The sequence below is a fragment of the Brumicola blandensis genome, from assembly GCF_031846165.1.
In the GTDB taxonomy this organism is placed as follows: Bacteria; Pseudomonadota; Gammaproteobacteria; order Enterobacterales; family Alteromonadaceae; genus Glaciecola; species Glaciecola blandensis.
Genome location: NZ_JAVRIE010000004.1, coordinates 218,905 through 241,076 on the forward strand (window position 1 = coordinate 218,905; position 22,172 = coordinate 241,076).

Below are 22,172 nucleotides of genomic sequence, written 5' to 3' on the forward strand. Positions count from 1 at the left end.
GTGTACTTACCGATTTGACGCAAAGCTGACCATCAACATATTGAGTAACAAACATGGCATCAGCCTCAATTAGCCGTCGCATTTTTATCACATTTGCTAGCCTAGCAGCAGCAATATGTGTGCTATTTGCATGTATTACATGGTTATTTGCCGCCATCACTGAAGATGATGTGGTTAAGCAAGTGATGCACGAAGAGGCAAAAAATATTTAACAAATTTCCTCAATAACGGTAGCTCAATCATCTTTGAAAACAACATTGGTGAAAATGAAAGACCTGATTATCAGGGGCTTGGACATGGACTGTATTTAGTTGAAAGAATTGCCAATAATATGCACTGGACTTTGTGCCTTGTACAAAAACACACACGCTATCTAGTAGAAATTCAAACAGCAGTAAGGGAGTAATACTCATGAACACGCCCAGTCGCCTTATTTTGGCCTGCTGACAACCAATTTTGCTTATGTTCAAATAACAAGCGATAAAGCAAACACTTTAAAAGCGATATACTAATTGAATATTGGCATCGGCTCGATTTGTGTCTGAGCGAGACTCTTTTCCGTATCCTGCCTCTAATCTTAGCGACCAACCATGTGTATTTTCACTATATTTGTACTCATAAGAACCACCAATTCCTTGTGTTGTTTGGTTGTCAAATATAACAATGCAAGAAAATATCCCTTCACAATTGCTGTTTACTTTTCTCGCGCCTACTGCGCCAAAGAAAAGGCCTACTGAATGTTTACCAAATTGTTTCTCAGCTCCAAGTGAAAAACCGTCATCCAATCCTAATTTGTAGTTTGCATAGTAGGTAATGTGTTTATATTGATAACCAACAGTAGGAACAAGTATAAAAGGCCATCCTGCCCCAACGCGCCATTCTAGTCCGTCGTTATTTATCTGTTGTTGCGAATAGCAGTTTTGGCTTGCTATCAGTAAAACAAATAGTCCTAGTGCACTCATTGCTCTTTTACGTAGTAACTGCATAACTTCCCGAATGTTTAAGTAAATGTCTTGAGATAAGATTACTGTAAGATAGTGAATCTAAGGTGAAATATAAAAACTAATAGCATCGCTATGTTATGGTCGTTAAGCGGTCGGAAACTCACTAAATTGGGGTAACTCATCCGAAATCTCATACCAATCAGCCTTTGATGATACATGCATATGCGCTTGAGGTAGTAGGGTAGGGCTATTATTTAGCGCACCATACCTTACGTGCACCATCTGTATTGAAGGCTTTTCTCCGTATAGAGTAGAGCCACAGTGTTCACAAAAACAAGAAACACTCTCTGCAGTCCGCTTATAACGTTTAATATTATGTAGCCCTTTTGTTATTGAGAACTGGTTCTTGGGAATACCACCAATTGCCGTACCCGCTGCCCCCGAAGACTTTCTGCACATTGAACAATGGCAATAACCTGCATAAACAAATTGGTCTGCGACAGTAAATTCTACTCTTCCACAAATGCAACTTCCGGTGATTTTTTTCATATCTTTACCTGTCGATATTGGTTTGACTAAATAAGACTAGCCCACGTCTTTCAAATACCAGGCCCTTTTGTCGTGGGTAGTATCGTTTATAGCAAGTGAAATGAAGGTAAAATCTATCTATCTTTACTTCTAATTATTGTGCAAATATGCGATTAGGATACCTTTTTCGTATATATGCAGGCATGATACTATGCTCCAGTTATCGGGCGGTTTTACTCAAATGATCCGATTGGTTTTAGGGATATTCATAGCTTTAATCGCTATGCTTATGTGAATAATAATCCTTATAAATATACTGACCCAACAGGAATGCATGCTGTCGATGGTGCATGTGGAATCTGGCTGTGTTTTAACGCTGGAGAAGAAGCCAGAAAGTCTCAATGATTAGCTCACATCAGAGTGATTTATGAATAGAAATATAAAACAGCGAGTTAGGGATTTTATTATTTTTTGTCCTTTTCTAGTTCTTCATGAGTGGGGTGCGGTGTTAGGAGTAATAAGCGCTGCAATTGCTACTATAATTTATGGTTACTTAACAAATAAACCAAGAAGCTGGCCAATAACTAAGATCGCTATATTCCAAGCAACGTTGGTTACTCTATATTCTATATCTAAAGCTCTACCTGATTGGAGTATATTATGTAATGTGTTATCTATATTTATTTTTGGCGCAGTTCTTATTGCTTCTGTAGGAGAGGAAAAGGATCGTTAATTTGTTATTAATACTATTACGCCAATTAATTTGAAACTGGCTATGGGAGCTTAGACCTAAGTCCTATCGGTATCGGCAGTATTGCAAGCAATAAGTGACACTGACCCCTTGTTTTCCTTAATGAGTACTAGTAATAGTAATGCAAATGCATTACCATTATTTTGTAAACTTAGTTAAGGATACTTTGATGCCACAATTACCACTACAAACTGAATCGACCCTCACGGAGCGCTATCAAACGACTGTGCCTAGCGTGGTGCGTAAAGCCTTGCATTTGGGTAAAAAAGATAAAATCAGATTCACTGTTGAATCTAATGGAAGTGTAACTTTGTCGCGTGTTGATTCGATTGAAGAAGATCCGGCTTTGTACGCTTTCTTGTCGTTCTTAGGCGATGACATCGAGCAACATCCTGAAAACATTCAGGCACTTTCTGCCGATACAATGCACAAAGCTAATAATCTCATAAGCGCTGTTGAAATAGACCTTGATTCACCATTAGACGAAGAAGAGTAAACTTGCCCGCCCAACCATCACTCACCGTTAATGGCTGGAAGCTCTATGCGCATCCATTATTTGTTGAGCAGTATAAGATGCTCTTCGATAAAGTAGAAAAGCTGAAAGAAAAAGATCCGAAAGCTTACACAAAGAAAAACGTGACAAAACGATTTGCTGCCATCCATAAATTGGCTTATGACATTATACCCCAAAACCCTACTCTGCCAGAGTATCGACAAGGCACAACACTTCGCGATAATAACAAGCACTGGTTTCGAGCAAAGTTCTTCCAACAGTACCGTTTATTTTTTCGATACCACCAAGCATCAAAAATTATCGTATACGTTTGGGTAAATGATGACAAAACAAAACGCGCATACGAAAGCAAAACAGATGCTTATAAAGTATCTAGTAAAATGTTAGCGTCAGGAAATCCGCCCGATAGCTGGGGCGCTCTTTTAAAGTCAGCCTCATCCCTTAGTTCTTCACTGGATTAGCTCTGCCGTAAAACAATCAAATATACTAGGGTCGTTAAATCGATTACTGTATATGCAGGCACGATACTATGATCCAGTCATAGGTCGGTTTTACTCAAATGATCCGATCGGGTTTAGAGGTACCCACACTTTTAACAGATACTCATATGTAGCAAACAATCCCTATAAATACACAGACCCAAGTGGTATGTGTGCTGAATATCCTGCCAAAGATCCTGATACAATTTGCCAAGACAATGATGAACTAGAAACTGGAGAGGAAGGAAAAGAGCTTATTAGAAAGCATGAGGGTGAGATACTTGAAGTTTATGAGGATAAGGCAAAACATAATACTGTGGGCATCGGTCACAAAGTCTTGCCTAAAGATAATTTAAAGTTAGGTGACAAAATTACGCAACAACAGTCAGATGATTTCTTTGATGCTGATTTGGATACCGCTGAAGGTCTTCTTAAATCGCTAGTCGGTGATTTGCGACTGTCACAAAATGAATTCGATGCGCTAGTTGACCTGACATATAATGTAGGGTTTGGTAATTTGAAAAATAAAAGTCCGTCGCTAAATGCTGCTATCATAAATAAAGATTACAAAGAAATGGGAAAACAACTGATCTACACAAAAGATAGCAACGGCAATAGACAAGGTGGTTTGATTAACAGAAGTCAGGCACGAACAGAACTATTTAATAGGTAAACATTTTATGAAAATAGCAATGATCTTAATGCTTATAACTTTCGTGAGTTTAAATTTTGAGGAAAAGGGATGCTTGGAACAAACTTGGAACTTATTGCCTGATAGCTATACTCACAAAAAATTCGATATTGAGCATGATTTAACCAAAAATGGGCGATATCTCTCTTGTGACTCTTTTCTTACACCATTTGAGGTCAGTAGTTTTTTGAAGCAGATTAAAGAATCAATAGCAAAAAGCGATAAAACAGCCACCGCCGACGTATTTGATTACCCAATAGAGGTTAACTTTAGAAGTGATAGTATGTTGGTAGAGGATTATGAGTTAAATATAAACACACAAGAAGAACTCATCAATAATTTCAAAGAAATTTTTACTGATAGATTTAGGGCATTATTGAGTTGTACCAATATTGATAATGTTTTTTCTATGCCTTCTCAAGGGGTTTTATTAGGGCATGGTGAGTTGATATTCAGCCTTGATTTCGATTCTGCAGACAGGATTATCAAAATAACTAAAGTTTCAGTTAATAATAACTCAATAGATAAGTGGTTATCCAAGAATTCTTGTGAATCCATACCAATACAATAACCATTTATTTTCGCCATTAATGGATAATGCCGTCTTACTGTTTTCAGCTAGACGGTATTTTATAATTACCATGGGCACAGTTGCGTACAACGTCGGTCATGACTGTATAGCCTTGTATCTGACCAGAGTCAGGCCAAAATTGCTTCGGGCAGTACCTTGTTTATAGCCAACAATGGTAAAGCATACAAACCTGATAAATTATCAGAAATGGTTACCAGGTGCGTCAAGCTAAGCTGTATGAAGCGAGGTGGTGCATAACAAAAGCCATCCGTCGGCGTTGAGCGAGCAACCGTTATATTAATGAGTACTAGCAATGGTAATGCGTTTGCATTACTATTATTCTATAAACTTAGTTGAGGATGCTTTGATGCCACAATTACCGCTACAAACAGAATCGACCCTTACGGAGCGCTATCAAACGACTGTGCCTAGTGTGGTGCGTAAAGCCTTGCAATTGGGTAAAAAAGATAAAATTAGATTTACGGTTGAATCTAATGGAAGTGTAACTTTGTCGCGTGCTGATTCGATTGAAGAAGATCCGGCTTTGTACGCTTTCTTGTCGTTCTTAGGCGATGACATCGAGCAACATCCTGAAAATATTCAGGCGCTTTCTGCCGATACAATGCACAAAGCCGATAATTTCATAAGCGCTGTTGAAATCGACCTTGATTCACCATTAGACGAAGAAGAGTAAATTTGGCCGCCCAACCATCACTCACCGTCAATGGCTGGAAGCTTTATGCGCATCCATTATTTGTTGAGCAGTATAAGATGCTCTTCGATAAACTAGAAAAGCTAAAAGAAAAAGATCCAAAAGGTTACACAAAGAAAAATGTAACGAAGCGATTTGCAGCTATTCATAAATTGGCTTATGACATTATACCCCGAAATCCTACTCTGCCAGACTATTGGCAAGGCAAAACACTTGGCGATAATAACAAGCACTGGTTTCGAGCAAAGTTCTTCCAACAGTACCGTTTATTTTTTCGATATCACCAAGCATCAAAAATTATCGTATACGCTTGGGTAAACGATGATAAAACAAAACGTGCATACGAAAGCAAAACTGATGCTTATAAAGTATTCAATAAAATGTTAGCTTCAGAAAATCCGCCTGATAGTTGGGATGCTCTTTTAAATTCTGCCTCTTCACTCAGTTCTTCTCTAGACTAGCTTTGCCTTAAAACAATCAAATATACGTGGTTCGTAAAATCGATTACTGTATATGCAGGCACGATACTATGATCCGGTTGACTTTATAGCTCATATTCAACGTGGGAATAGCGCTGGACACAGCTTTGGAAGATATACTTACGCAAATAACAGTCCATATAAGTATATTGACCCTGATGGACAGTTTTCTTATTGCGGCCCCTGTCTTGCTCCGATATCTCAGGATTTCGTGAAAACGTTAACAAAAGTAATATTGCAAATGCCACAACAGGTACAGCAGGACTAGGCTTAGGATTGAAATTAGATTTAAATGGTCTAGGTGTTATTTGACTTGAAACTGGATTTGAATTGAATATCGGGCCATCCAACGTTCAAGTACAGGATGAAAAAGAAGAGGCATTATTCAGACCTGAAGATGGCTTACTTGAGGTCATGATACTTGAGGGATCCAAAGCAGATGCATCGTTGAAAGCAGGACCTGCTAGTGTGACACACGATAATAAAGCAAAATTAGGGGTAACATTTTTGATTTTTAAAGGGGAAATAGAAATAGATATGGGTAAAACTAAATGAAGCTGCTTGGATATTGGAGAAGTCTATTTCAAGTTTTGTGTGTATTTATAATTATAACTGTTGTTTACAACTTAAGTCAGGGGGACCAGTTTAGTGGAGATATTTTCTTAAGCGCCCTTTTTGGTGTAACAATATTGATTACCTGTTTTTATTCGCTCTATCCTGTCCTTTTTGTACTCGCTCGCAGAAAGAACTATAGTCCAGTAAAAATAATTGCTATAGCCTTACTTTGCATTGCGGCCCCTATTATCGATAATTGTTTTTGGCGCGGTGCTTGTAGCCTCTATAGGAAAGCAAAAAGTTAGCTGATGTTGAGATTGAGTGGATTTTGCAATAACTCGCTAAATCTGTCTGTATATTTTACAACTTCTCCTAGTCGTTTAGCTAAAAAAAAATAACTACCTGAAAGTGTTGGTTTTTAATTTTTGGCGTAATAATTGCGTAAGATTATTGAATTTATAAATATGATAGGTAGCTAACGTATGAAGTCGTTATTCATTTCAACTTTAATGTTCTTAGTTTTTGCTTTTAAAAGCCATGCAGGTTTAATTTTTACTCTTGAAGGTACAACAGGTTCAAGTGATTACACTTTGACAGCATCAGGGGAGTACTCCAATAACGGATTTTCAGCTACAAGCAACAACTCGGGTTGTTGCTTCAGGCTAATACGAGATGATATATCCGTTGGCTGGTGGGCTCCCACAGGTGGTTGGTCCGGAGCAATATTTGCAAGTGGATTACCTGCGGTTACTGGTGTGACTGGAAATATTTTATTCAATTTTTCAGGAGATGTGGTTACCACTCGCACTGCTAGTAACATTTGGAATAGTTCCTATGTTTGGCTTCCAGGCTCTATTAATGCATTGTGGCCAACAATCTCTAGCGGACAAAATGTGTCTATGGCTGGCTCTGGAACTATTAATTTTAGTAGTGTCATTACATTCGAGCAGCTTAATCAAGGTTCATATACCTACAATACAGTTGGAACAACAGACACTGTAACTTACGTTGTTCGTGAAAGATCAGATAGTACTGACCTTTCATCCCCGGGTGCATTAGGTTTAATCTTAATTGGCTTTTTATTAGTGGGTCGTTCCGCTCTAATAAAAAGATAGCAGCCATTTACACCCATCAATCTTCAGTCTGAAAAGAAGTTTCGGTGGGCATAACAATCTATGAATTGAAACATAAAAAAAGCGCCCTTAGTCAGGCGCTTTTCAAAAGTTTCGCTTCGAAAAAAAAACTTAAAGAAAAAATAAACCCTTACTTATCCTCAGCAATCTGCTCATGCAACCAAGCGGCATGGCGCGGTGCTTTTTTCGTCTTGCTCCACTCTTCTAGCATATCTGGCGCAACGCGATGAAGCTCGTCCATTTGTGCTTGAGTATGTGTGTTTGCTGCTAACTCTAAACGATGGCCATTTGGGTCGAAAAAGTAAATCGACTTAAAGATACCGTGGTTGGTTGGACCAATCACCTCAATATCATGGCTTTCAATTTTCGCTTTCGCTGCAAACAATGCGTCCATACTGTCCACTTTCATAGCAATGTGCTGAACCCACTTAGGTGTGTTTTGGTCGCGATCCATATCTGGCTGTTCTGGCAATTCAAAGAATGCCAATACATTACCGTTACCCGCATCCATAAATATGTGCATGTAAGGGTCATAGGCGCCAGTAGATGGCACATGGTCTTCTGCTATTGCTAGCTGGAAGTCCATGCCCAATACGTCTTGGTAGAAGGTCACTGTTTCTTTGGCATCCTTGCAGCGGTAAGCTACATGATGAAAACCATTTAATTGGATTGGGTGGCTCATGCGCCCTCCTTTTCCTCAGTTTTGTTAGTATTCAACACACCACGATTAATTTGGTCACGTTCGATAGATTCGAATAGGGCTTTGAAGTTACCTTCACCAAAACCGTCATCACCTTTACGCTGAATAAATTCGAAGAATACAGGACCAAGTTGTGTTTCAGAGAATATTTGTAGTAGTAGACGAGGACCACCTTCGGTTGTTCCATCCATCAAAATACCACGAGTTTGTAACTCTTCTACTGGCTCTCCGTGATTCGGTAAACGACCTTCTAGCAGCTCATAGTAAGTTGCTGGTGGTGCTGTCATGAATGGCATGCCCATGTTTTTCAAACGATCCCAACACGCTACTAAATCATCACAGCTAAAGGCAATATGCTGAATGCCTTCGCCGTTGAACGCACGTAAAAACTCTTCTATTTGGCCTTTACCGCCTTCACCTTCCTCGTTTAGAGGAATTCTAATTTTACCATCTGGTGCAGTGAGGGCTTTTGAGGTTAAGCCGGTGTATTCACCCTTGATATCGAAGAAGCGAATTTCTTGGAAGTTAAACAGTTTTTCGTAGAAGTCAGCCCAATATGCCATGCGACCGCCATAGACGTTATGAGTCAAATGGTCGATAACTTTGAAGCCTGCGCCTACTGGATTACGGTCTACGCCGTCGATATATTCAAAGTCGATATCGTAGATAGATAGCTCATCGCCGTAACGGTCGATTAAATAAATAATCGCGTTGCCGATCCCACGAATTGCTGGTAAACGAAGCTCCATTGGGCCAGTTTCGACGTGCACAGGCTCAGCACCTTGAGCCAACAAGTGCTCGTATGCTTTTACCGCATTTCTTACTCTAAAGCCCATACCGCATGCTGACGGGCCATGTTCGCGCGCAAAATACCACGCTGCTGATTTTGGCTCGTAATTGGCAATAAGATTGATGCCACCTTGACGCCATAATTGTGCGTCTTTGGTGCGATGGTTGGCGATATGAGTGAAGCCCATCGCAGTGAATACCGTTTCCAATTGTCCTTTTTCAGGTGCTGAAAATTCTATGAATTCAAAGCCATCTAATCCCGCTGGGTTATCAAATAAATCTGCCATGTTTTACTCTCTTTTAGTTTCATCGACACGACGCATTGTCGCATCTATTCGCTGATGCTGAATAACGTACAATCAAGGTACGTTTTTAATTGGCGCTAGTTTAGGGCAAAGCGCGATAAAATGCCCGATTAGGGCAGGTTCGCTCGGTGAGTGGAGAGATGAAAAGTGAGCTTTTGTAAAAATATATTTACGGAAGCTCTCTACAGGCCATGTAAATGATAATTTATGAATGGATTTTCATTAGTTTGTTGAGATAGGAAGGTCTGAGATCACTTGGTTTCGTCCGGCGTCTTTAGCTCTATATAAGTTCTCATCAGCGTAGCCCAACATACTTTCTACTTTCTTCTTAAATTTGCTCGTTACACCAATACTCACAGTGCAGTTTACAGAGACACCCTTACGAGTGAATTTCTTCTCACTGACCGCTAATCGAAAATCCTCAAATAAGGGCAGAGCCTGCGCTTCGTCCATATCTACGATAAACACGCAAAACTCTTCACCACCGAAGCGAGAAATGCAGAACTTGCCAAAGTGTTTTTCAAGTAACTTTGAAAACTCTTTTAACACCACATCACCATGGTCATGACCATAGGTGTCATTAATTGTTTTAAATAGATCCAAGTCCATCAATGCAAGTGTGTGTTTGGTATGGCTTCGTCGCAGTTGTTCATGCACCTGATTGAAAAAGTGGCGGCGATTCGGCAACCCTGTAAGGTAGTCAGCATTTGCTGTTTTACGGATCAATGCGATTTGTTCGAGGTACTCTACATTCTGCATAACGCGAACAAAAAACTCTTCATGACAATAAGGTTTTGCCAGATAATCATCGGCACCACTTTTTAAAAAGTTAGCCAGCACGGTAGGAGATTGTTGTTCAGAAGACCCTATAATACTTAGCGTATCTTTGTGAAAATGCTTTCTCACATCGGCGACCACATCAATGCCTACAATGTCGCCTAATTGATTGTCGATGATCATCAATCGAATATTGGAATAGGTGCTTAAGTAATCCAATATTTGTTCAGGCTTTGCTAACTCATGCGTATCGAAATTGTGTCGTTGTAGCAAGGAAATCATTGCTGCTCTGCGTCTCCTGGACGTATCGACTACCAACACACCTACGCCTTTATTCTTCTGCAAGCGCTGAAGTAAACGACTTAAGTAATCATAAATTTGGGCATTTTGCTTAGGAATGTAATCGATAACTGCTTTACTGAGAATATGCTCTCGAACATCCTCTTGAGTGCTGCTGGTAATCACGATAACGGGTACAAAAGAGTCTAGCGCAAAGTCAATCGCTTCACCATTTGGCGCGTCAGGCAAACTATAATCTACTACGGCGCAAAGGTATGCTTCGGGTGGTGTTGTACTAAATATCGCTTTGGCTTGTGTGAGTGTAGTCGCACTAACAACATCAAGATTTGATTTACCAATAACGCGCTTCAATACGCGAAGGCTTGAAGCATCGTGCTCTATCAACAGTACTTTATATTTCATTGGTGTATCTTGCTCACGTCAACCACCCTTAAGCCATACTAGAGCAAAGTAAGCATTTCGACAAATGGTAAACCCTGTAAGGCTTGTGCCTAAGAAATTAACACATTCCAAAATAAAACATTGACCACTTATATAAGTGCTTATATATTATTCGAAGGAATTCATAAAAAAGCAAGATACTGTTCACCATAAACAAGAAGATAAACCATGCAAAACGACTTTCTCAATGAATTAGCAGAGCTTGCTTTGGGTAGCAGATTAAAGCGCATTAGTGAAAAAGTGATGGCGAGTGCTGCTGAGGTCTATGCAACTTTTGACATGGCAATCCAGCCAAAATGGTTCACTTTATTGGCATTACTCTATGCGAAAGGACGAGTCACTATTGTGGAGGCGTCACAAGCGCTTGGTCTCTCCCAGCCGGCACTGAGCCAATTTTGTAAGCAACTATTGGCTGAAGAACTGATTGAAGTGACGGTGGGGAGCAAAGACTCCAGACAGCGCCAGCTTCAACTAAGTAAGAAAGGGGTGCATTCGATAGAAAAGATGAAACCCATTTGGCGAGCCGTTGAAAAAGCGGCAAAGGATCTTTGTGAAGAATCCAATAACGATTTTTATCGTGCACTACTGACCTTTGAAAAGTCTTTCGAAAAACAAAATTTACTACAACGCACAAAACACTATATGGATAAGGCCGCTATGAATAACAATATCGAGTTCTTAAGTTTTACAGATGAACTTGCTCCTTATTTTGAAGAAATCAACGCTCAGTGGATCAATGCGATGTTCGTCCTAGAAACGATTGATAAAGAAGTATTACAACAGCCGCGCATGCATATTATCGATAAAGGCGGGAAAATTTGGTTCGCAAAACATCCTGAACTAGGCATTGTTGGTGCTTGTGCATTACTGAACAAAGGGAACGGTAATTTTGAGCTAACCAAAATGGGCGTACTGGATTCTGCACGTGGTTTAAAAGTGGGCGAGGTGCTCCTTCAATATGTGATAGAACAAGCGCTTGCTATGCCGGTGTCTACTCTGTTTCTGCTAACGAATGCAAAATGTGAGGCTGCTATTCACTTGTACGAAAAGAATGGCTTTGTGCACGACAAAGATATTATGGAAAAGTATGGTGCAAGTTATGAACGTTGCAACGTGGCCATGCGCTATGTGAAAAAAACGCCGCAAGCAAATTGAGAAAGAAACCAAACAAACTCTGCTGCGGCAATAGTGAATAAATTCATAATAGAATACTTGTAGGCACGTTTTGATTGTTATAATCTGTATTTTCGTTCATATCGTCCAATTTGAAGTCTATGGATCGTTTGTCAGATATTTTAAATCGCTTCTCGATGGATGCTGGTGTGTTTTTTACCGGCAACCTTTGTGGCATGTCTTCTTTTGAATTAGACAAAGAAGAACCAGTACATGGACATTTGCATCTCTTACGTGCAGGTAAACTTAAAATTGTTCGTCCAGGCTTGGCACCGATTATTTTAGATGAACCGAGTGTGATGTACTTTCCTCGCGGCAATACTCATCGCTTCGAGACGGATCCAGAATTAGGGGCTGATTTGGTTTGCGCCACTATTCACTATCAAACGGTCGCCAGCAACCCTATCGTGAGTGCTTTACCTGAGTTAGTCCACTATCCTTTGTCTGAGCATCCCAGTTTGGGCCGCTCTGCTGCGTGGTTATTTGAAGAAGCCTTTGCAAGCAAGTGTGGTCGACAACCTATGATCAACCGTTTGTGTGACATTTTTATTATTCAAATTTTACGCGAAGTGCTGGCGCAAGATAGCGTATCACAAGGCTTATTATCGGGCTTGTCTCACCCCCAATTAAGTCGGGTATTAACCAAAATCCATGAAGCGCCAGAAGCCAATTGGACATTAGACAATATGGCATCAGATGCGGGCATGTCGCGTTCAAAATTTGCTGCTATATTTAAAGAATTACTGGGGCAAACACCCGGTGACTATGTCGCAGATTGGCGCATGAGCATTGCACAAACGCTGTTGAAGAAAGAGCAATCGGTTGGTATTGTGGCTCACACTTTAGGATATGAAAATGGCTCTGCATTTGCTCGTGTTTTCCGCAAACGCGTTGGGATGTCTCCAAAGGAATGGCTAAAATCCTTGGTCCAATAGGCCACTATGTAGCATCAGCCGATTCACATCAAAGCAAGGAAACGACAATGACTGACAAGCCATTTAACGGCAAACAACGACTTGAGTTTATTAACCGTTTGCTCGAACACCATCAGTCGATAACACCGGCAGCGTATCAGCAAATTCTTGATGCTTTGGAAACTCAAAAAGAGAACTTTGGCTATAATAACAAAGGAAAGCTTAAGGTTGCCTGTTTTGATACCCATTCTTACGATAAAGCCGCTTTTGAAGACTTAGGTGATACACCTGTCGACCTCATCTATATAAATACCTCATTGAATCTAGTGTCAGCAGCACAAGCGAAGGGCTGCCTGGCCATTTGTGTTTTTGTGAATGATGATTGTAGTGAAGCGGTCATTGAGCGACTCGCTGGCTTCGGCGTTAAAATAATCGCTTTGCGCTGTGCAGGATATAATAACGTTGATTTAGCCGCCTGTGAAAAACATCAGATCGACGTGGTGCGCGTGCCTGAATATAGTCCCTACGCTGTCGCCGAGCACAGCGTGGCATTGATGTTAATGCTAAACCGCAAGCTTCATCGGGCTTACATGCGCAATCGAAACGGACAGTTTGTACTCGATGGTTTAGTTGGTTTTGACATGCATGGCAGAACAGTCGGTATTGTTGGTGCTGGTAAAATTGGCAAAGTACTCATTGATATTCTGAGCGGATTTGGTTGCCAAATATTAGTTTATGATTTGAACATGGATGCTGAGTTGCAAGCGAAGAAAAATGTGAGTTATGTGGATTTGGAAACGCTATTGTCAAACAGCGATATTATAAGTTTGCATGCCCCGTTAAATAAAGATACCTACCATATGATTGGTATGGCTGCGATTGAGCTTATGAAATCAGGCGTCATGTTGATCAACACCGGCAGAGGCGCATTGATCGATACCAAAGCGCTAATCAAAGGGCTTAAATCTCAGAAAATTGGGGCCGCGGGTATTGATGTGTATGAAGAAGAAGCCGACATTTTCTTCAAAGATAGCAGTGGGGAAGTGCTCACAGATGATGTCTTTGCGCGTTTAACCACGTTTAGTAATGTCGTGATTACGTCACATCAGGGCTTTCTTACTCGCGAGGCACTGCATAATATTGCGCAAACGACTCTCGACAATTTAAATGAATTTCGGGCTGGCAAAAAAGGAGCGCAGTTAAGCAATTATGTAAGCTAGATCAATGTATAGGTGAACATAGTTGTCTATATTATGGTGAAGCTTTCAGTATTTTCCGTTTTCAACAACACCTCTTGGAGCGCGCATGCAATCGGTGGTTTCCCAGTTTAATAATAAAATAACGTGGCATGACTTACTACAATCCGGTAACCGGATTTTCTTAGGGTCGAATGCCGGTATTCCAAACGCATTAGTTGATAGCCTTATCCAAGATGGCAAAGGCATTAAGGATATTGAAGTTACCCATATTGGCACTCTATCAGATGAGCGCTGGGCGCTGCCAGAACATCAAGGCCAATTTAAAGTGAATACTTTCTTTATTCATGGAAAGGTTATTCGGCAAGCTGTGGACGAAGGTCGCGCCGACTATACGCCAGTTTTTTTATCAGAAATTTCGAGTTTGTTTTCGGATGATATTCTCCCTTTAGATGCAGCCTTAATTATGGTTAGTCCTCCTGATGAGCTGGGTTATTGTTCACTCGGCGTCTCGGTTGATGTGGTGATGTCAGCTGCTCGTTCTGCCAAAAAAATAATCGCCCAGATCAATCCAAAAATGCCGCGAACAGCGGGCCATTCTTTTCTGCATATTTCTGAGTTTGCTGCCTGTTTAACTCATGAGCAGGCTTTGCCTGAAGTGCATCAAGCCCCGAAAACCGATATCTATGAACGTATTGGTCAATATGTAGCGATGTTGGTTAACGATGGGGCAACCTTACAACTCGGCATCGGTAAAATTCCCGATGCTACTTTGCGATATTTGAGCAAACACAAGGATCTTGGGATCCATAGCGAGATGATCAGTGATGGAGTGATCGATCTAATCAAATCAGGGGTGATTAATAATCGTAAAAAAACCTTTCACCCGGGTAAGTCCGTGGTTAGTTTTTGCATGGGCACAGAGCGCTTATATGAGTTTGTGCATAACAACCCTCATATTGAATTCTACCCGTCAAGTTATGTCAACAAACCCACGAACATTGCCAAAAACGATAATCTGGTGTCAATCAACAGTGCGCTCGAGGTCGACTTAACAGGGCAAGTGGTCGCAGATTCGATTGGCCATGACTTTTATAGTGGCATTGGTGGGCAAGTCGATTTCGTGACTGGCGCAACAATTAGCAAAGGTGGGAAGCCTATTATCGCGTTACCTTCAACGGCGAAGAACGGCAGCGTATCGCGTATTGTTGCGAACATTACCGATGGCGCAGGTGTCGTTACTTCACGCGGTAATGTTCACTACGTGATTACCGAGTTTGGTGTGGCTAGCTTAAAAGGCAAAAGTATTCGTGAACGTGCGTTAGAGCTGATACGTGTCGCTCACCCTAAGTTTCGAGAAGAATTGCTCGCATCAGTACGTCAGCACTATTGGGTTCCTGATTATCAAACTAAATTCCCAACCGATGTGCCAGAATTGGGCGAGCTTCAACTGAAAGAAATTTCAATTCAAGGTGACACTTTTTACCTACGACCTTTAAACCCAGCAGATGAACGCCAGCTACAAGAGTTCTTTTATTCACATACCAAAGAAACGCTCCGCCTACGCTATAACTACATCCCTCAGGGCATGAGTAGACAAAATTCTTGTGATCTTGTGAGCGTTGATCAGACCAAAGATCTGGCATTAACCATTGTGAATCAGCAAGGATCTAAAATAGCCATTGAGGCAGTGGGTCGATATTACCTCAATCCAGACAATACCTGTGAAGTTGCTTTCGTGACACGCGAAAATCAACAAGGAAAGGGCATGGCATCACGCTTAATGAAGCAAATGATCGATATCGCTAAACAGCGACATATTTCTAAAATGGTCGCGTTTGTTCGCAGTGAGAATAAACCTATGATTTCTGTGTTTGAGCAGTTTGAATTTAAACGAGTGTTTAACCCAGATCCGGCAGAAGTCGAGCTAGTTCTGTTTTTGGAGGAGAAGTAAATGTCACTTACTTTTATCAGTAGTCCGAAATGTTTGTTACACGACATGGATCCAGAGCACCCTGAGCAGCCAGCTCGCTTGCATAGTATTAACGACCAATTAATCGCCTCTGGCGTTGAATTAGCACTTCAATTCATAGATGCACAACCAGCGTCGCTCGCGCAAATATGCCGCGCTCATGATCGAAAATTTGTGGATGATGTGATTCGAAAAGCACCGGAAGAGGGTCATCGTTGGCTAGATGATGACACTTTAATGATGCCACACTCACTGGATGCTGCATTATATGCCGCTGGCGCAGGAATTAATGCTGTAGATTTGGTGATGGGCGACGAAGCTGATGCTGTGTTTTGTGCAGTTAGGCCACCGGGCCATCATGCTGAATATGCAAAGTCGGGTGGCTTTTGTATTTTTAACAATGTGGCTGTCGCTGCTCGACATGCAATGGCTGAACATGGTTTGCAACGGGTCGCAATTATTGATTTTGATGTGCATCACGGGAATGGCACGGAAGATATCTTTAAAGACGATGAGCGAGTCATGTTTTGTTCGTCATTCCAGCACCCGTTCTATCCGTTTAGCGGTGACAAACCGACTAAAGCTCATATCGTCAATACACCTATTCCGGCAGGGACTAAGGGAGATGAATATCGTGAGTTAGTGCAACATTGGTTCGACAAGCTAGATAAATTTAAACCGGAATTAGTCCTTATTTCTGCTGGGTTTGACGCGCATGCAGAAGATGGACTGGGTCATTTACGGTTAGTCGAAGCAGATTACGAGTGGATTACTTTGCAAATAAAAGACATTGCTGATAAACACTGCAAGGGTCGCATTGTGTCGATGTTAGAAGGTGGATACGCCTTAAGTGCATTATCGCGCAGTGTGGTTATGCATTTAAAAGCATTATTGAATTAAGCGATTTTGGCATCATCTATATCCCTGTTACTATCGTATCCATCACATCGTCAGTGACAGATTGTCGAAGCGCTTAGAACTCAAAGCTTCAGCACATATAGAATAAAAAGGAAATGCTTAGCAATGAAATACTCACCATTAGGAAACTCGGGTTTGTCGGTTTCTCGCGTATGCTTGGGTAGCATGACGTGGGGCGTGCAAAATACTCAAGCCGATGCCGATCAACAAATTGGCTATGCACTAGACAAAGGCGTTAACTTCATTGATACCGCTGAAATGTATCCGGTACCACCTTCAGAAGCAACACATGGTGACACAGAGCGAGTCATTGGCAATTGGTTGTCACGTAATGAAAGCCAGCGAGAAAAACTGGTCATTGCGTCCAAGATTGCAGGTCCCGGTTTTCCCTATGTAAGAGATAACAGCATGATCAGTGGTGACTCAATCCAAGTCGCTCTTGATGATTCTCTCGCTCGACTACAAAGCGATTATATCGATGTGTACCAACTTCATTGGCCAAATAGAACCTCCCCTCACTTTGGTAAACACTGGCTTAATCAAGTGAAAGCAAGCACGCAAGACGTAGCGGCAGAGAAAGATAGAATGCGCGATATCGTGCTCGGTTTAGGCAAAGCCTTGTCGAGCGGCAAAATAAAACACTGGGGCTTATCTGATGATACGCCTTGGGGGATTCACACATACTTGCAATTATGTAATGAGCTGAATGTTGCTCGCCCAGTGTCGATCCAAAACGAATTTAATTTGTTGCATGTGAAAGATTGGCCCTACCTGATCGAATCTTGTGTATTTGAAGATATTGCCTACCTTCCTTGGTCACCGTTATCTGGCGGAATGTTGTCAGGTAAATATCTTGGAGGTGCACGTCCCGCAGGCAGTCGTTGGACAATGGAGCAACGACAAGGCTTATTTAGAAATACCGAGAACGCCGAGAAGGCTGTTGCCGCTTACTGCGATGTTGCGAAAAGGCACGGTATTACACCAAGCCAATTAGCGCTCGCTTGGTGCGATCAAGTTGACGGCGTGAGTTCAACTATTATTGGTGCAACAACCATGGCACAGCTTGAAGAGAATATTGCTGCGTTTGAGCTCGAGTTACCTGAGCAGTGCTTACATGAAATTGATGAGATCTTAAGGGATTATCCAATTCCGTTTTAGTCAATTAGGCAGACAATCGCGAGAATAAAAAGCCTGCTTTGTGCAGGCTTCTTTGTGCTGATTATACGTATCGCGCAGGCTGATTCTAACTATTGAGTGCTAGTCTATCCACGATGCTGGCTACGTCTTGTCTAAACTTAGCTTTTCGCAATGTACTGTTAATGCGTCCGAGACCATAGTGTTGAACTAAGGCTTCAGAGTGGAAGAATGATTCACAGCCAGTTTCAGCATAGCTAATTTCATCAATATTCACATTATCCATGGCACGTTCGAATACGATCATGTCGGTAATACGACAAATAATATAACTGAAAGCAACTACGCCTTGCTGTTCGAGACTGAGTTCAGAATCTTTTAATTTATCAACCAATGGCAGGGTATTGGCACCTAGGCTTTCAACAATCTCTTCAGGAAGTTGGGCATTTTTAGCGAATGCTTTCCCCATAATAGAAGCGTTGGTACCGAGTATGTTTTGAATATTCAGTACACGTTCAAAGAAGCTAGTGTTATTTAAATAAAATGTTGCAATTTCTGGCTTTGCTGTTAGCAAAGAAATATCGCCTAAGTAATCCAGCAAGCAACGAGTCGATAATTCTGCCGAGTTATCCATCTTCAAATCTTTGGCGATTAGTAATCCAATTGAGCTGGCCAAAAAGCTTGCTTTCCAAATGCGATGATAGGCTCTTTTTTGTTCTTGGCTAATAAATTCTGCACTGTGCTCAAGTGCAAACTGCATAGCGATATTCTTTGCCTGCAATACTCCTAAGTAAACGATAGCATGATTAATGGTGGTAATAGATTTACGTAAGGCGAACAGTGATGAGTTCGCAACCTTAATCACTTTCACAACTAACTCGGGGTCATTTTTAATAATGTCCATGAGTTCTTTGGGGTCATTTATATCGCGTGTTAATGACATTAACAAAGGATGTGGTTTTTTGAGGCTAGATGCGTTGTCTATAATTTTGCGTTGTTTATCATTTATCACGTCATCGAGCAGTTCAAAGCTTTTAAACTCATCGGACGGCTCAGGCACATCTTTTGGGTTACGCAGTTTGAGGCTCGGCTCTGAGTCTTCTTGAATACCACCAAACGTCGCAGTGTTGATCGTGCGTTTCTTTTTTGGGTCTTTTGTCGCAATAGTCGACTTCTTGCTGATGCGATATAAATACAGCACTAGCAAGAGGCCAGCAATTGCGATTGAATTAATGACAATGTCTAAGGGAATATCGTTTATCGACACGTAGTTACTCTGAAAATGATTGCGCTGAGCAAATAATACACTAGCTAAGAGTATATTTAATGCATAATATTTGATCTAAAGGTATGAATTACCGAACCCAATTTATTGTCCCTATTGTTGCAATACCATTTTAAAACGTCACTTTTTTACGTTGTTTACCATCGAGATAAACGACGAAAATTTCACTTTACTGTCATAGTTCTGTCATTAAATCGCTTTATCGTTTCTGTTCAAGAATTAGATAAGAAAGTGTATGCAAGAGAAAGTTGTCGTTACCGCTGTTTTACCTCCCGCAGGATTAGTGAAACTACCTAAAGCAATTAGGTGGACCCTATTGTTAGGTCTTGTTTACTGCATGCTTTTGGCTGTTGGTTTGATTGGGAATGGCTTTAAGCTAGCGACTGAAGCGCACGCAAGAGAGCTATTTGAGTATGCGGCGAATCCTGTAATGGGTTTAATCATAGGTATGGTTTGTACCGCCTTGATTCAATCATCCAGTACCGTTTCGTCAATCATTGTGGCCATGGTTGCAGGTGGTTTACCGATTAGTATTGCTATCCCTATGATGATGGGGGCGAATATCGGTACCAGTATCACTAATACGATCGTCAGCCTGGGTCATATAGGCAATAAAATAGAATTTCAACGCGCTTTCAATGCTGCAACAATCCATGATTTCTTCAATATCTTCGCTGTATTCATTTTCCTTCCCTTAGAGATAATGTTTGGCTTGTTCGAGCACATCAGTTCGGCCATGGTGAATATAGTGGCGTTAGGTGCGACGAGTGAAATGAGCTCGTTTAATCCAATAAAAGCAGTAACAAGCCCTATTGTGGACCTTGTGAAAGATGGTTTGAGTGGCATGCAGCCAACCTATAGTGGGATCATCAAAGTGCTGCTTGGTCTTGGTTTGATTATCTTTTCGATCACATGGATGGGAAAAATAATGAAGTCATTGATGATTGGAAGAGCACAAGAAGTATTAAAAAACGCTTTGGGCAGAGGTCCTATCACCGGGATCACGTCGGGCACAGTGATGACCTTACTGGTTCAATCATCCTCGACGACAACCTCATTGATGGTGCCTCTTGTGGGTAACGGTATTGTAAGTGCTCGGTCTATCTATCCATTTACGCTAGGTGCAAACATTGGAACGTGTATTACTGCGCTTATTGCGGCACTTGCAATTGTCGGCCCTAATGCGGCTTTGGCCTTGCAGATTGCCTTTGTGCATCTTAGTTACAATGTCTTGGCTGTCATTGTGATTTATGGCTTATGGTTTATTAGAGAGTGGCCACCAAGTTTATCTTATCGTCTGTCGTTAAAAGTAGCCGACCAAAAATTGTACGGCGTAGCCTACATTGCTGGCGTGTTCTTCCTCCTACCATTGGGTGCTGTGCTGCTGGTCTCCTAAATTAGTCCCAAATTGGACACACCTATTTAAATCGATAAATGGACACACCTGTTTTGAAGCGGCAAGAATGATTAGACCGATACAGTCATATCGCCGCGCACCTGAGAGCTAATAGTGAGAAATAGGTGTGTCCAATTTAGAGAAAAGGTGTGTCCAATTAAACAAAAAGGAGAGCCGAGGCTCTCCTTTTTTAGTTTGGTGCTTAAGCGGTTTAGAAAGCGTATTTCAGTGAGAACTGGAAGCGTGTCATGTCGCCATCTGCGCCTGATTCTACTTCACGAGTTGCTTGCTTAATTTCACCACCAACCGTGATTTTGCTAGTAGGTGAGTAAAGAAGGTTAGCTGTGATACTGTTCGTGCTTTCTGTTGCACCTAAGCCAGTTAGGGCAGAGTCGTTATCAACAGTCAGTTGTGAATACACAAAGCTCGAACGCATTTTACTGTTCCACACGTGGCGATAAGAGACGGCAAATGCCGTTGAATCGATGGTCTCTAAGTTACCATCAGCATCTAATACCGCGCCGTTAACGGCATTCAATGCAACATAGCGACCTAGGCCAGAGCCTGTTGTGAATGACAAACGTAAATCATCTGCATCACCCATCTTAATTTTCGAGTTAATGCTCACACCAGTTGCTGACACCGAGTCGTCAAGCGTATCGCCGATTTCAACACTTAGCTGACGAACAATACCTGCTACTGAAATGTGGCCCCAATCAGCGTTATGAGTATATCGCACTACCGCGTCAGGTATGGCGCCATCATCTGACACGATTCTACCACCGCCACCAAATGGTGTAATAGTCGATTCAGAGTTTTCTAATGCAAACTCCCATGAGCCGCTTTGGTACTTAACTAATGCTTGGCGGTTAAACGCAACACCGTCAGTTGCACCAACGAAATCTAATGTTTCTGGTAAGGTTTTCACATCTTGGAAGGTGGTCCAAGTTTGACCCACTGTCCAGCCTTTATATTTCACGAAAGCATGACGCATGCGTGGAACATAGGAATTACTCACTCTTTCGTTTCCGCCTGGTGTTACGAGAAAATCGAATTCTAATACCCCAGTGATACTATCGCCATCATCTGTTGCCGTGTTAGTTGTAAAGCGAAAGCGACTTTGTTTTACGTGAGCATCAAATTGTGTGCTTTCTTCAGTGCCACCAACCGGAGTTAAGCTTGGGATATAAAAGTCACGACCCAAGTTCTGAGCAGCAAGTGTGCCGTCAGAGTATGAGCTAAACATAGCATCTGCTTTTATATAGCCGGTAAATTTAACTTCGGTTCCTGCAAGCAGATCCGCGTGAGCATTGAGTGACAATGTCGATGCGCTAAGCGCAATAGATACCGCCAATGCAGATTTCAAGATTGAGTTTTTCATGTTCGCATCCATCTTAGTAACGTTAATTGTGTGTAAAGTTATGGTTAAGCTATGTTAATTTTACGTAAATTTGCTTGAAGTCAAATTAGCGCATGGTCTATCAGACTAAGGTCGTATATTATTTGCTGAGTCGA

24 protein-coding genes and 1 pseudogene are annotated in these 22,172 nt (G+C 41.4%); 18 read left to right on the forward strand and 7 right to left on the reverse strand.

What is annotated here, in order from left to right; translation table 11 throughout:
* Positions 1 to 53: 53 nt before the first annotated feature.
* The gene (locus RM544_RS11425) at positions 54 to 212 is read left to right on the forward strand and encodes a hypothetical protein (protein ID WP_311361919.1); all 159 of its coding nucleotides are present in this window, start codon (positions 54 to 56) and stop codon (positions 210 to 212) included.
* A 282-nt stretch (positions 213 to 494) separates the two neighbouring features.
* Here RM544_RS11425 and RM544_RS11430 read toward each other — a convergent pair whose 3' ends face one another.
* Both RM544_RS11430 and RM544_RS11435 read right to left on the reverse strand, forming a co-directional pair.
* Positions 495 to 986: a hypothetical protein gene (locus RM544_RS11430; protein WP_311361920.1), complete on the reverse strand. Its 492-nt coding sequence runs from the start codon at positions 984 to 986 to the stop codon at positions 495 to 497.
* A gap of 102 nt (positions 987 to 1,088) precedes the next feature.
* Complete coding sequence (locus RM544_RS11435; protein WP_311361921.1) at positions 1,089 to 1,493, reverse strand: GFA family protein; 405 nt, start codon at positions 1,491 to 1,493, stop codon at positions 1,089 to 1,091.
* 198 nt (positions 1,494 to 1,691) lie between these two features.
* On the opposite strand from RM544_RS11435, the pseudogene RM544_RS11440 reads away from it, so the two are divergent.
* The 10 genes and pseudogenes from RM544_RS11440 to RM544_RS11485 all read left to right on the forward strand — a co-directional run.
* A pseudogene (locus RM544_RS11440) lies at positions 1,692 to 1,877 on the forward strand (RHS repeat-associated core domain-containing protein); the annotation flags it as partial.
* Positions 1,878 to 1,899: 22 nt separating this feature from the next.
* On the forward strand, positions 1,900 to 2,205 hold the full coding sequence (locus RM544_RS11445) for a hypothetical protein (RefSeq protein ID WP_311361922.1): 306 nt from the start codon (positions 1,900 to 1,902) through the stop codon (positions 2,203 to 2,205).
* A 187-nt stretch (positions 2,206 to 2,392) separates the two neighbouring features.
* Complete coding sequence (locus tag RM544_RS11450; RefSeq protein WP_311361923.1) at positions 2,393 to 2,719, forward strand: type II toxin-antitoxin system PrlF family antitoxin; 327 nt, start codon at positions 2,393 to 2,395, stop codon at positions 2,717 to 2,719.
* Positions 2,720 to 2,721: 2 nt separating this feature from the next.
* Entirely contained in the window at positions 2,722 to 3,198 is a 477-nt protein-coding gene (locus RM544_RS11455; RefSeq protein ID WP_311361924.1) for a type II toxin-antitoxin system YhaV family toxin, read from the forward strand.
* Positions 3,199 to 3,250: 52 nt separating this feature from the next.
* Positions 3,251 to 3,889 carry a glycoside hydrolase family protein gene (locus RM544_RS11460; RefSeq protein ID WP_311361925.1) on the forward strand — a complete coding sequence of 213 codons (639 nt, stop codon included), beginning with the start codon at positions 3,251 to 3,253 and terminating at the stop codon, positions 3,887 to 3,889.
* 7 nt (positions 3,890 to 3,896) lie between these two features.
* Positions 3,897 to 4,478 carry a hypothetical protein gene (locus tag RM544_RS11465; protein WP_311361926.1) on the forward strand — a complete coding sequence of 194 codons (582 nt, stop codon included), beginning with the start codon at positions 3,897 to 3,899 and terminating at the stop codon, positions 4,476 to 4,478.
* A gap of 367 nt (positions 4,479 to 4,845) precedes the next feature.
* A complete protein-coding gene (locus tag RM544_RS11470) occupies positions 4,846 to 5,172 on the forward strand; it encodes a type II toxin-antitoxin system PrlF family antitoxin (protein ID WP_311361927.1) in 327 nt (108 codons plus the stop codon).
* Positions 5,173 to 5,174: 2 nt separating this feature from the next.
* Positions 5,175 to 5,651 (forward strand): type II toxin-antitoxin system YhaV family toxin, encoded by a 477-nt coding sequence (locus RM544_RS11475; RefSeq protein WP_311361928.1) that lies wholly within the window; start codon positions 5,175 to 5,177, stop codon positions 5,649 to 5,651.
* Positions 5,652 to 5,999: 348 nt separating this feature from the next.
* A complete protein-coding gene (locus RM544_RS11480; protein WP_311361929.1) occupies positions 6,000 to 6,224 on the forward strand; it encodes a hypothetical protein in 225 nt (74 codons plus the stop codon).
* Positions 6,225 to 6,706: 482 nt separating this feature from the next.
* On the forward strand, positions 6,707 to 7,339 hold the full coding sequence (locus RM544_RS11485) for a hypothetical protein (protein ID WP_311361930.1): 633 nt from the start codon (positions 6,707 to 6,709) through the stop codon (positions 7,337 to 7,339).
* Between the two features lie 148 nt (positions 7,340 to 7,487).
* Here the strand turns inward: RM544_RS11485 and RM544_RS11490 are convergent, their stop codons facing one another.
* From RM544_RS11490 to RM544_RS11500, 3 genes are all read right to left on the reverse strand, one after another.
* Positions 7,488 to 8,039, reverse strand: coding sequence for a VOC family protein (locus tag RM544_RS11490; RefSeq protein ID WP_311361931.1), 552 nt, complete (start codon positions 8,037 to 8,039; stop codon positions 7,488 to 7,490).
* On the reverse strand, positions 8,036 to 9,133 hold the full coding sequence (gene hppD, locus RM544_RS11495; protein ID WP_311361932.1) for a 4-hydroxyphenylpyruvate dioxygenase: 1,098 nt from the start codon (positions 9,131 to 9,133) through the stop codon (positions 8,036 to 8,038). The genes RM544_RS11490 and hppD overlap by 4 nt, the downstream gene beginning before the upstream one ends.
* 240 nt (positions 9,134 to 9,373) lie before the next feature.
* Positions 9,374 to 10,630 carry a diguanylate cyclase gene (locus RM544_RS11500; protein WP_311361933.1) on the reverse strand — a complete coding sequence of 419 codons (1,257 nt, stop codon included), beginning with the start codon at positions 10,628 to 10,630 and terminating at the stop codon, positions 9,374 to 9,376.
* 207 nt (positions 10,631 to 10,837) lie between these two features.
* Here RM544_RS11500 and RM544_RS11505 point away from each other — a divergent pair, with 207 nt between their 5' ends.
* The 6 genes from RM544_RS11505 (at position 10,838) to RM544_RS11530 (ending at position 18,000) form a co-directional block, all read left to right on the forward strand.
* Positions 10,838 to 11,824, forward strand: a complete 987-nt coding sequence (locus RM544_RS11505) for a bifunctional helix-turn-helix transcriptional regulator/GNAT family N-acetyltransferase (protein WP_311361934.1) — start codon at positions 10,838 to 10,840, stop codon at positions 11,822 to 11,824.
* Positions 11,825 to 11,943: 119 nt separating this feature from the next.
* A complete protein-coding gene (locus RM544_RS11510) occupies positions 11,944 to 12,777 on the forward strand; it encodes an AraC family transcriptional regulator (protein WP_311361935.1) in 834 nt (277 codons plus the stop codon).
* Positions 12,778 to 12,824: 47 nt separating this feature from the next.
* Positions 12,825 to 13,976 (forward strand): 2-hydroxyacid dehydrogenase, encoded by a 1,152-nt coding sequence (locus tag RM544_RS11515; RefSeq protein WP_311361936.1) that lies wholly within the window; start codon positions 12,825 to 12,827, stop codon positions 13,974 to 13,976.
* 85 nt (positions 13,977 to 14,061) lie between these two features.
* The gene (locus tag RM544_RS11520) at positions 14,062 to 15,906 is read left to right on the forward strand and encodes a GNAT family N-acetyltransferase (protein ID WP_311361937.1); all 1,845 of its coding nucleotides are present in this window, start codon (positions 14,062 to 14,064) and stop codon (positions 15,904 to 15,906) included.
* Entirely contained in the window at positions 15,907 to 16,824 is a 918-nt protein-coding gene (locus RM544_RS11525; protein WP_311361938.1) for a histone deacetylase family protein, read from the forward strand. It begins immediately after the preceding gene.
* A 123-nt stretch (positions 16,825 to 16,947) separates the two neighbouring features.
* Complete coding sequence (locus RM544_RS11530) at positions 16,948 to 18,000, forward strand: aldo/keto reductase (RefSeq protein WP_311361939.1); 1,053 nt, start codon at positions 16,948 to 16,950, stop codon at positions 17,998 to 18,000.
* An 85-nt stretch (positions 18,001 to 18,085) separates the two neighbouring features.
* Here the strand turns inward: RM544_RS11530 and RM544_RS11535 are convergent, their stop codons facing one another.
* The gene (locus RM544_RS11535) at positions 18,086 to 19,243 is read right to left on the reverse strand and encodes an HDOD domain-containing protein (protein ID WP_311361940.1); all 1,158 of its coding nucleotides are present in this window, start codon (positions 19,241 to 19,243) and stop codon (positions 18,086 to 18,088) included.
* Between the two features lie 253 nt (positions 19,244 to 19,496).
* On the opposite strand from RM544_RS11535, the gene RM544_RS11540 reads away from it, so the two are divergent.
* On the forward strand, positions 19,497 to 20,657 hold the full coding sequence (locus tag RM544_RS11540) for a Na/Pi symporter (RefSeq protein ID WP_311361941.1): 1,161 nt from the start codon (positions 19,497 to 19,499) through the stop codon (positions 20,655 to 20,657).
* Between the two features lie 211 nt (positions 20,658 to 20,868).
* Here the strand turns inward: RM544_RS11540 and RM544_RS11545 are convergent, their stop codons facing one another.
* Positions 20,869 to 22,038, reverse strand: a complete 1,170-nt coding sequence (locus RM544_RS11545) for a DcaP family trimeric outer membrane transporter (RefSeq protein WP_311361942.1) — start codon at positions 22,036 to 22,038, stop codon at positions 20,869 to 20,871.
* Between the last annotated feature and the right edge of the window lie 134 nt (positions 22,039 to 22,172).

Coding starts and splice junctions, on each gene's coding strand:
- RM544_RS11505 (WP_311361934.1), top strand. CDS start 10,838: ATGCAAAACGACTTTCTCAATGAATTAGCAGAGCTTGCTTTGGGTAGC.
- RM544_RS11530 (WP_311361939.1), top strand. CDS start 16,948: ATGAAATACTCACCATTAGGAAACTCGGGTTTGTCGGTTTCTCGCGTA.
- RM544_RS11460 (WP_311361925.1), top strand. CDS start 3,251: ATGCAGGCACGATACTATGATCCAGTCATAGGTCGGTTTTACTCAAAT.
- RM544_RS11545 (WP_311361942.1), bottom strand. CDS start 22,038: ATGAAAAACTCAATCTTGAAATCTGCATTGGCGGTATCTATTGCGCTT.
- RM544_RS11540 (WP_311361941.1), top strand. CDS start 19,497: ATGCAAGAGAAAGTTGTCGTTACCGCTGTTTTACCTCCCGCAGGATTA.
- RM544_RS11470 (WP_311361927.1), top strand. CDS start 4,846: ATGCCACAATTACCGCTACAAACAGAATCGACCCTTACGGAGCGCTAT.
- RM544_RS11435 (WP_311361921.1), bottom strand. CDS start 1,493: ATGAAAAAAATCACCGGAAGTTGCATTTGTGGAAGAGTAGAATTTACT.
- RM544_RS11450 (WP_311361923.1), top strand. CDS start 2,393: ATGCCACAATTACCACTACAAACTGAATCGACCCTCACGGAGCGCTAT.
- RM544_RS11525 (WP_311361938.1), top strand. CDS start 15,907: ATGTCACTTACTTTTATCAGTAGTCCGAAATGTTTGTTACACGACATG.
- RM544_RS11425 (WP_311361919.1), top strand. CDS start 54: ATGGCATCAGCCTCAATTAGCCGTCGCATTTTTATCACATTTGCTAGC.
- RM544_RS11465 (WP_311361926.1), top strand. CDS start 3,897: ATGAAAATAGCAATGATCTTAATGCTTATAACTTTCGTGAGTTTAAAT.
- RM544_RS11520 (WP_311361937.1), top strand. CDS start 14,062: ATGCAATCGGTGGTTTCCCAGTTTAATAATAAAATAACGTGGCATGAC.
- RM544_RS11485 (WP_311361930.1), top strand. CDS start 6,707: ATGAAGTCGTTATTCATTTCAACTTTAATGTTCTTAGTTTTTGCTTTT.
- RM544_RS11430 (WP_311361920.1), bottom strand. CDS start 986: ATGCAGTTACTACGTAAAAGAGCAATGAGTGCACTAGGACTATTTGTT.
- RM544_RS11510 (WP_311361935.1), top strand. CDS start 11,944: ATGGATCGTTTGTCAGATATTTTAAATCGCTTCTCGATGGATGCTGGT.
- RM544_RS11500 (WP_311361933.1), bottom strand. CDS start 10,630: ATGAAATATAAAGTACTGTTGATAGAGCACGATGCTTCAAGCCTTCGC.
- RM544_RS11515 (WP_311361936.1), top strand. CDS start 12,825: ATGACTGACAAGCCATTTAACGGCAAACAACGACTTGAGTTTATTAAC.
- RM544_RS11490 (WP_311361931.1), bottom strand. CDS start 8,039: ATGAGCCACCCAATCCAATTAAATGGTTTTCATCATGTAGCTTACCGC.
- RM544_RS11445 (WP_311361922.1), top strand. CDS start 1,900: ATGAATAGAAATATAAAACAGCGAGTTAGGGATTTTATTATTTTTTGT.
- hppD (WP_311361932.1), bottom strand. CDS start 9,133: ATGGCAGATTTATTTGATAACCCAGCGGGATTAGATGGCTTTGAATTC.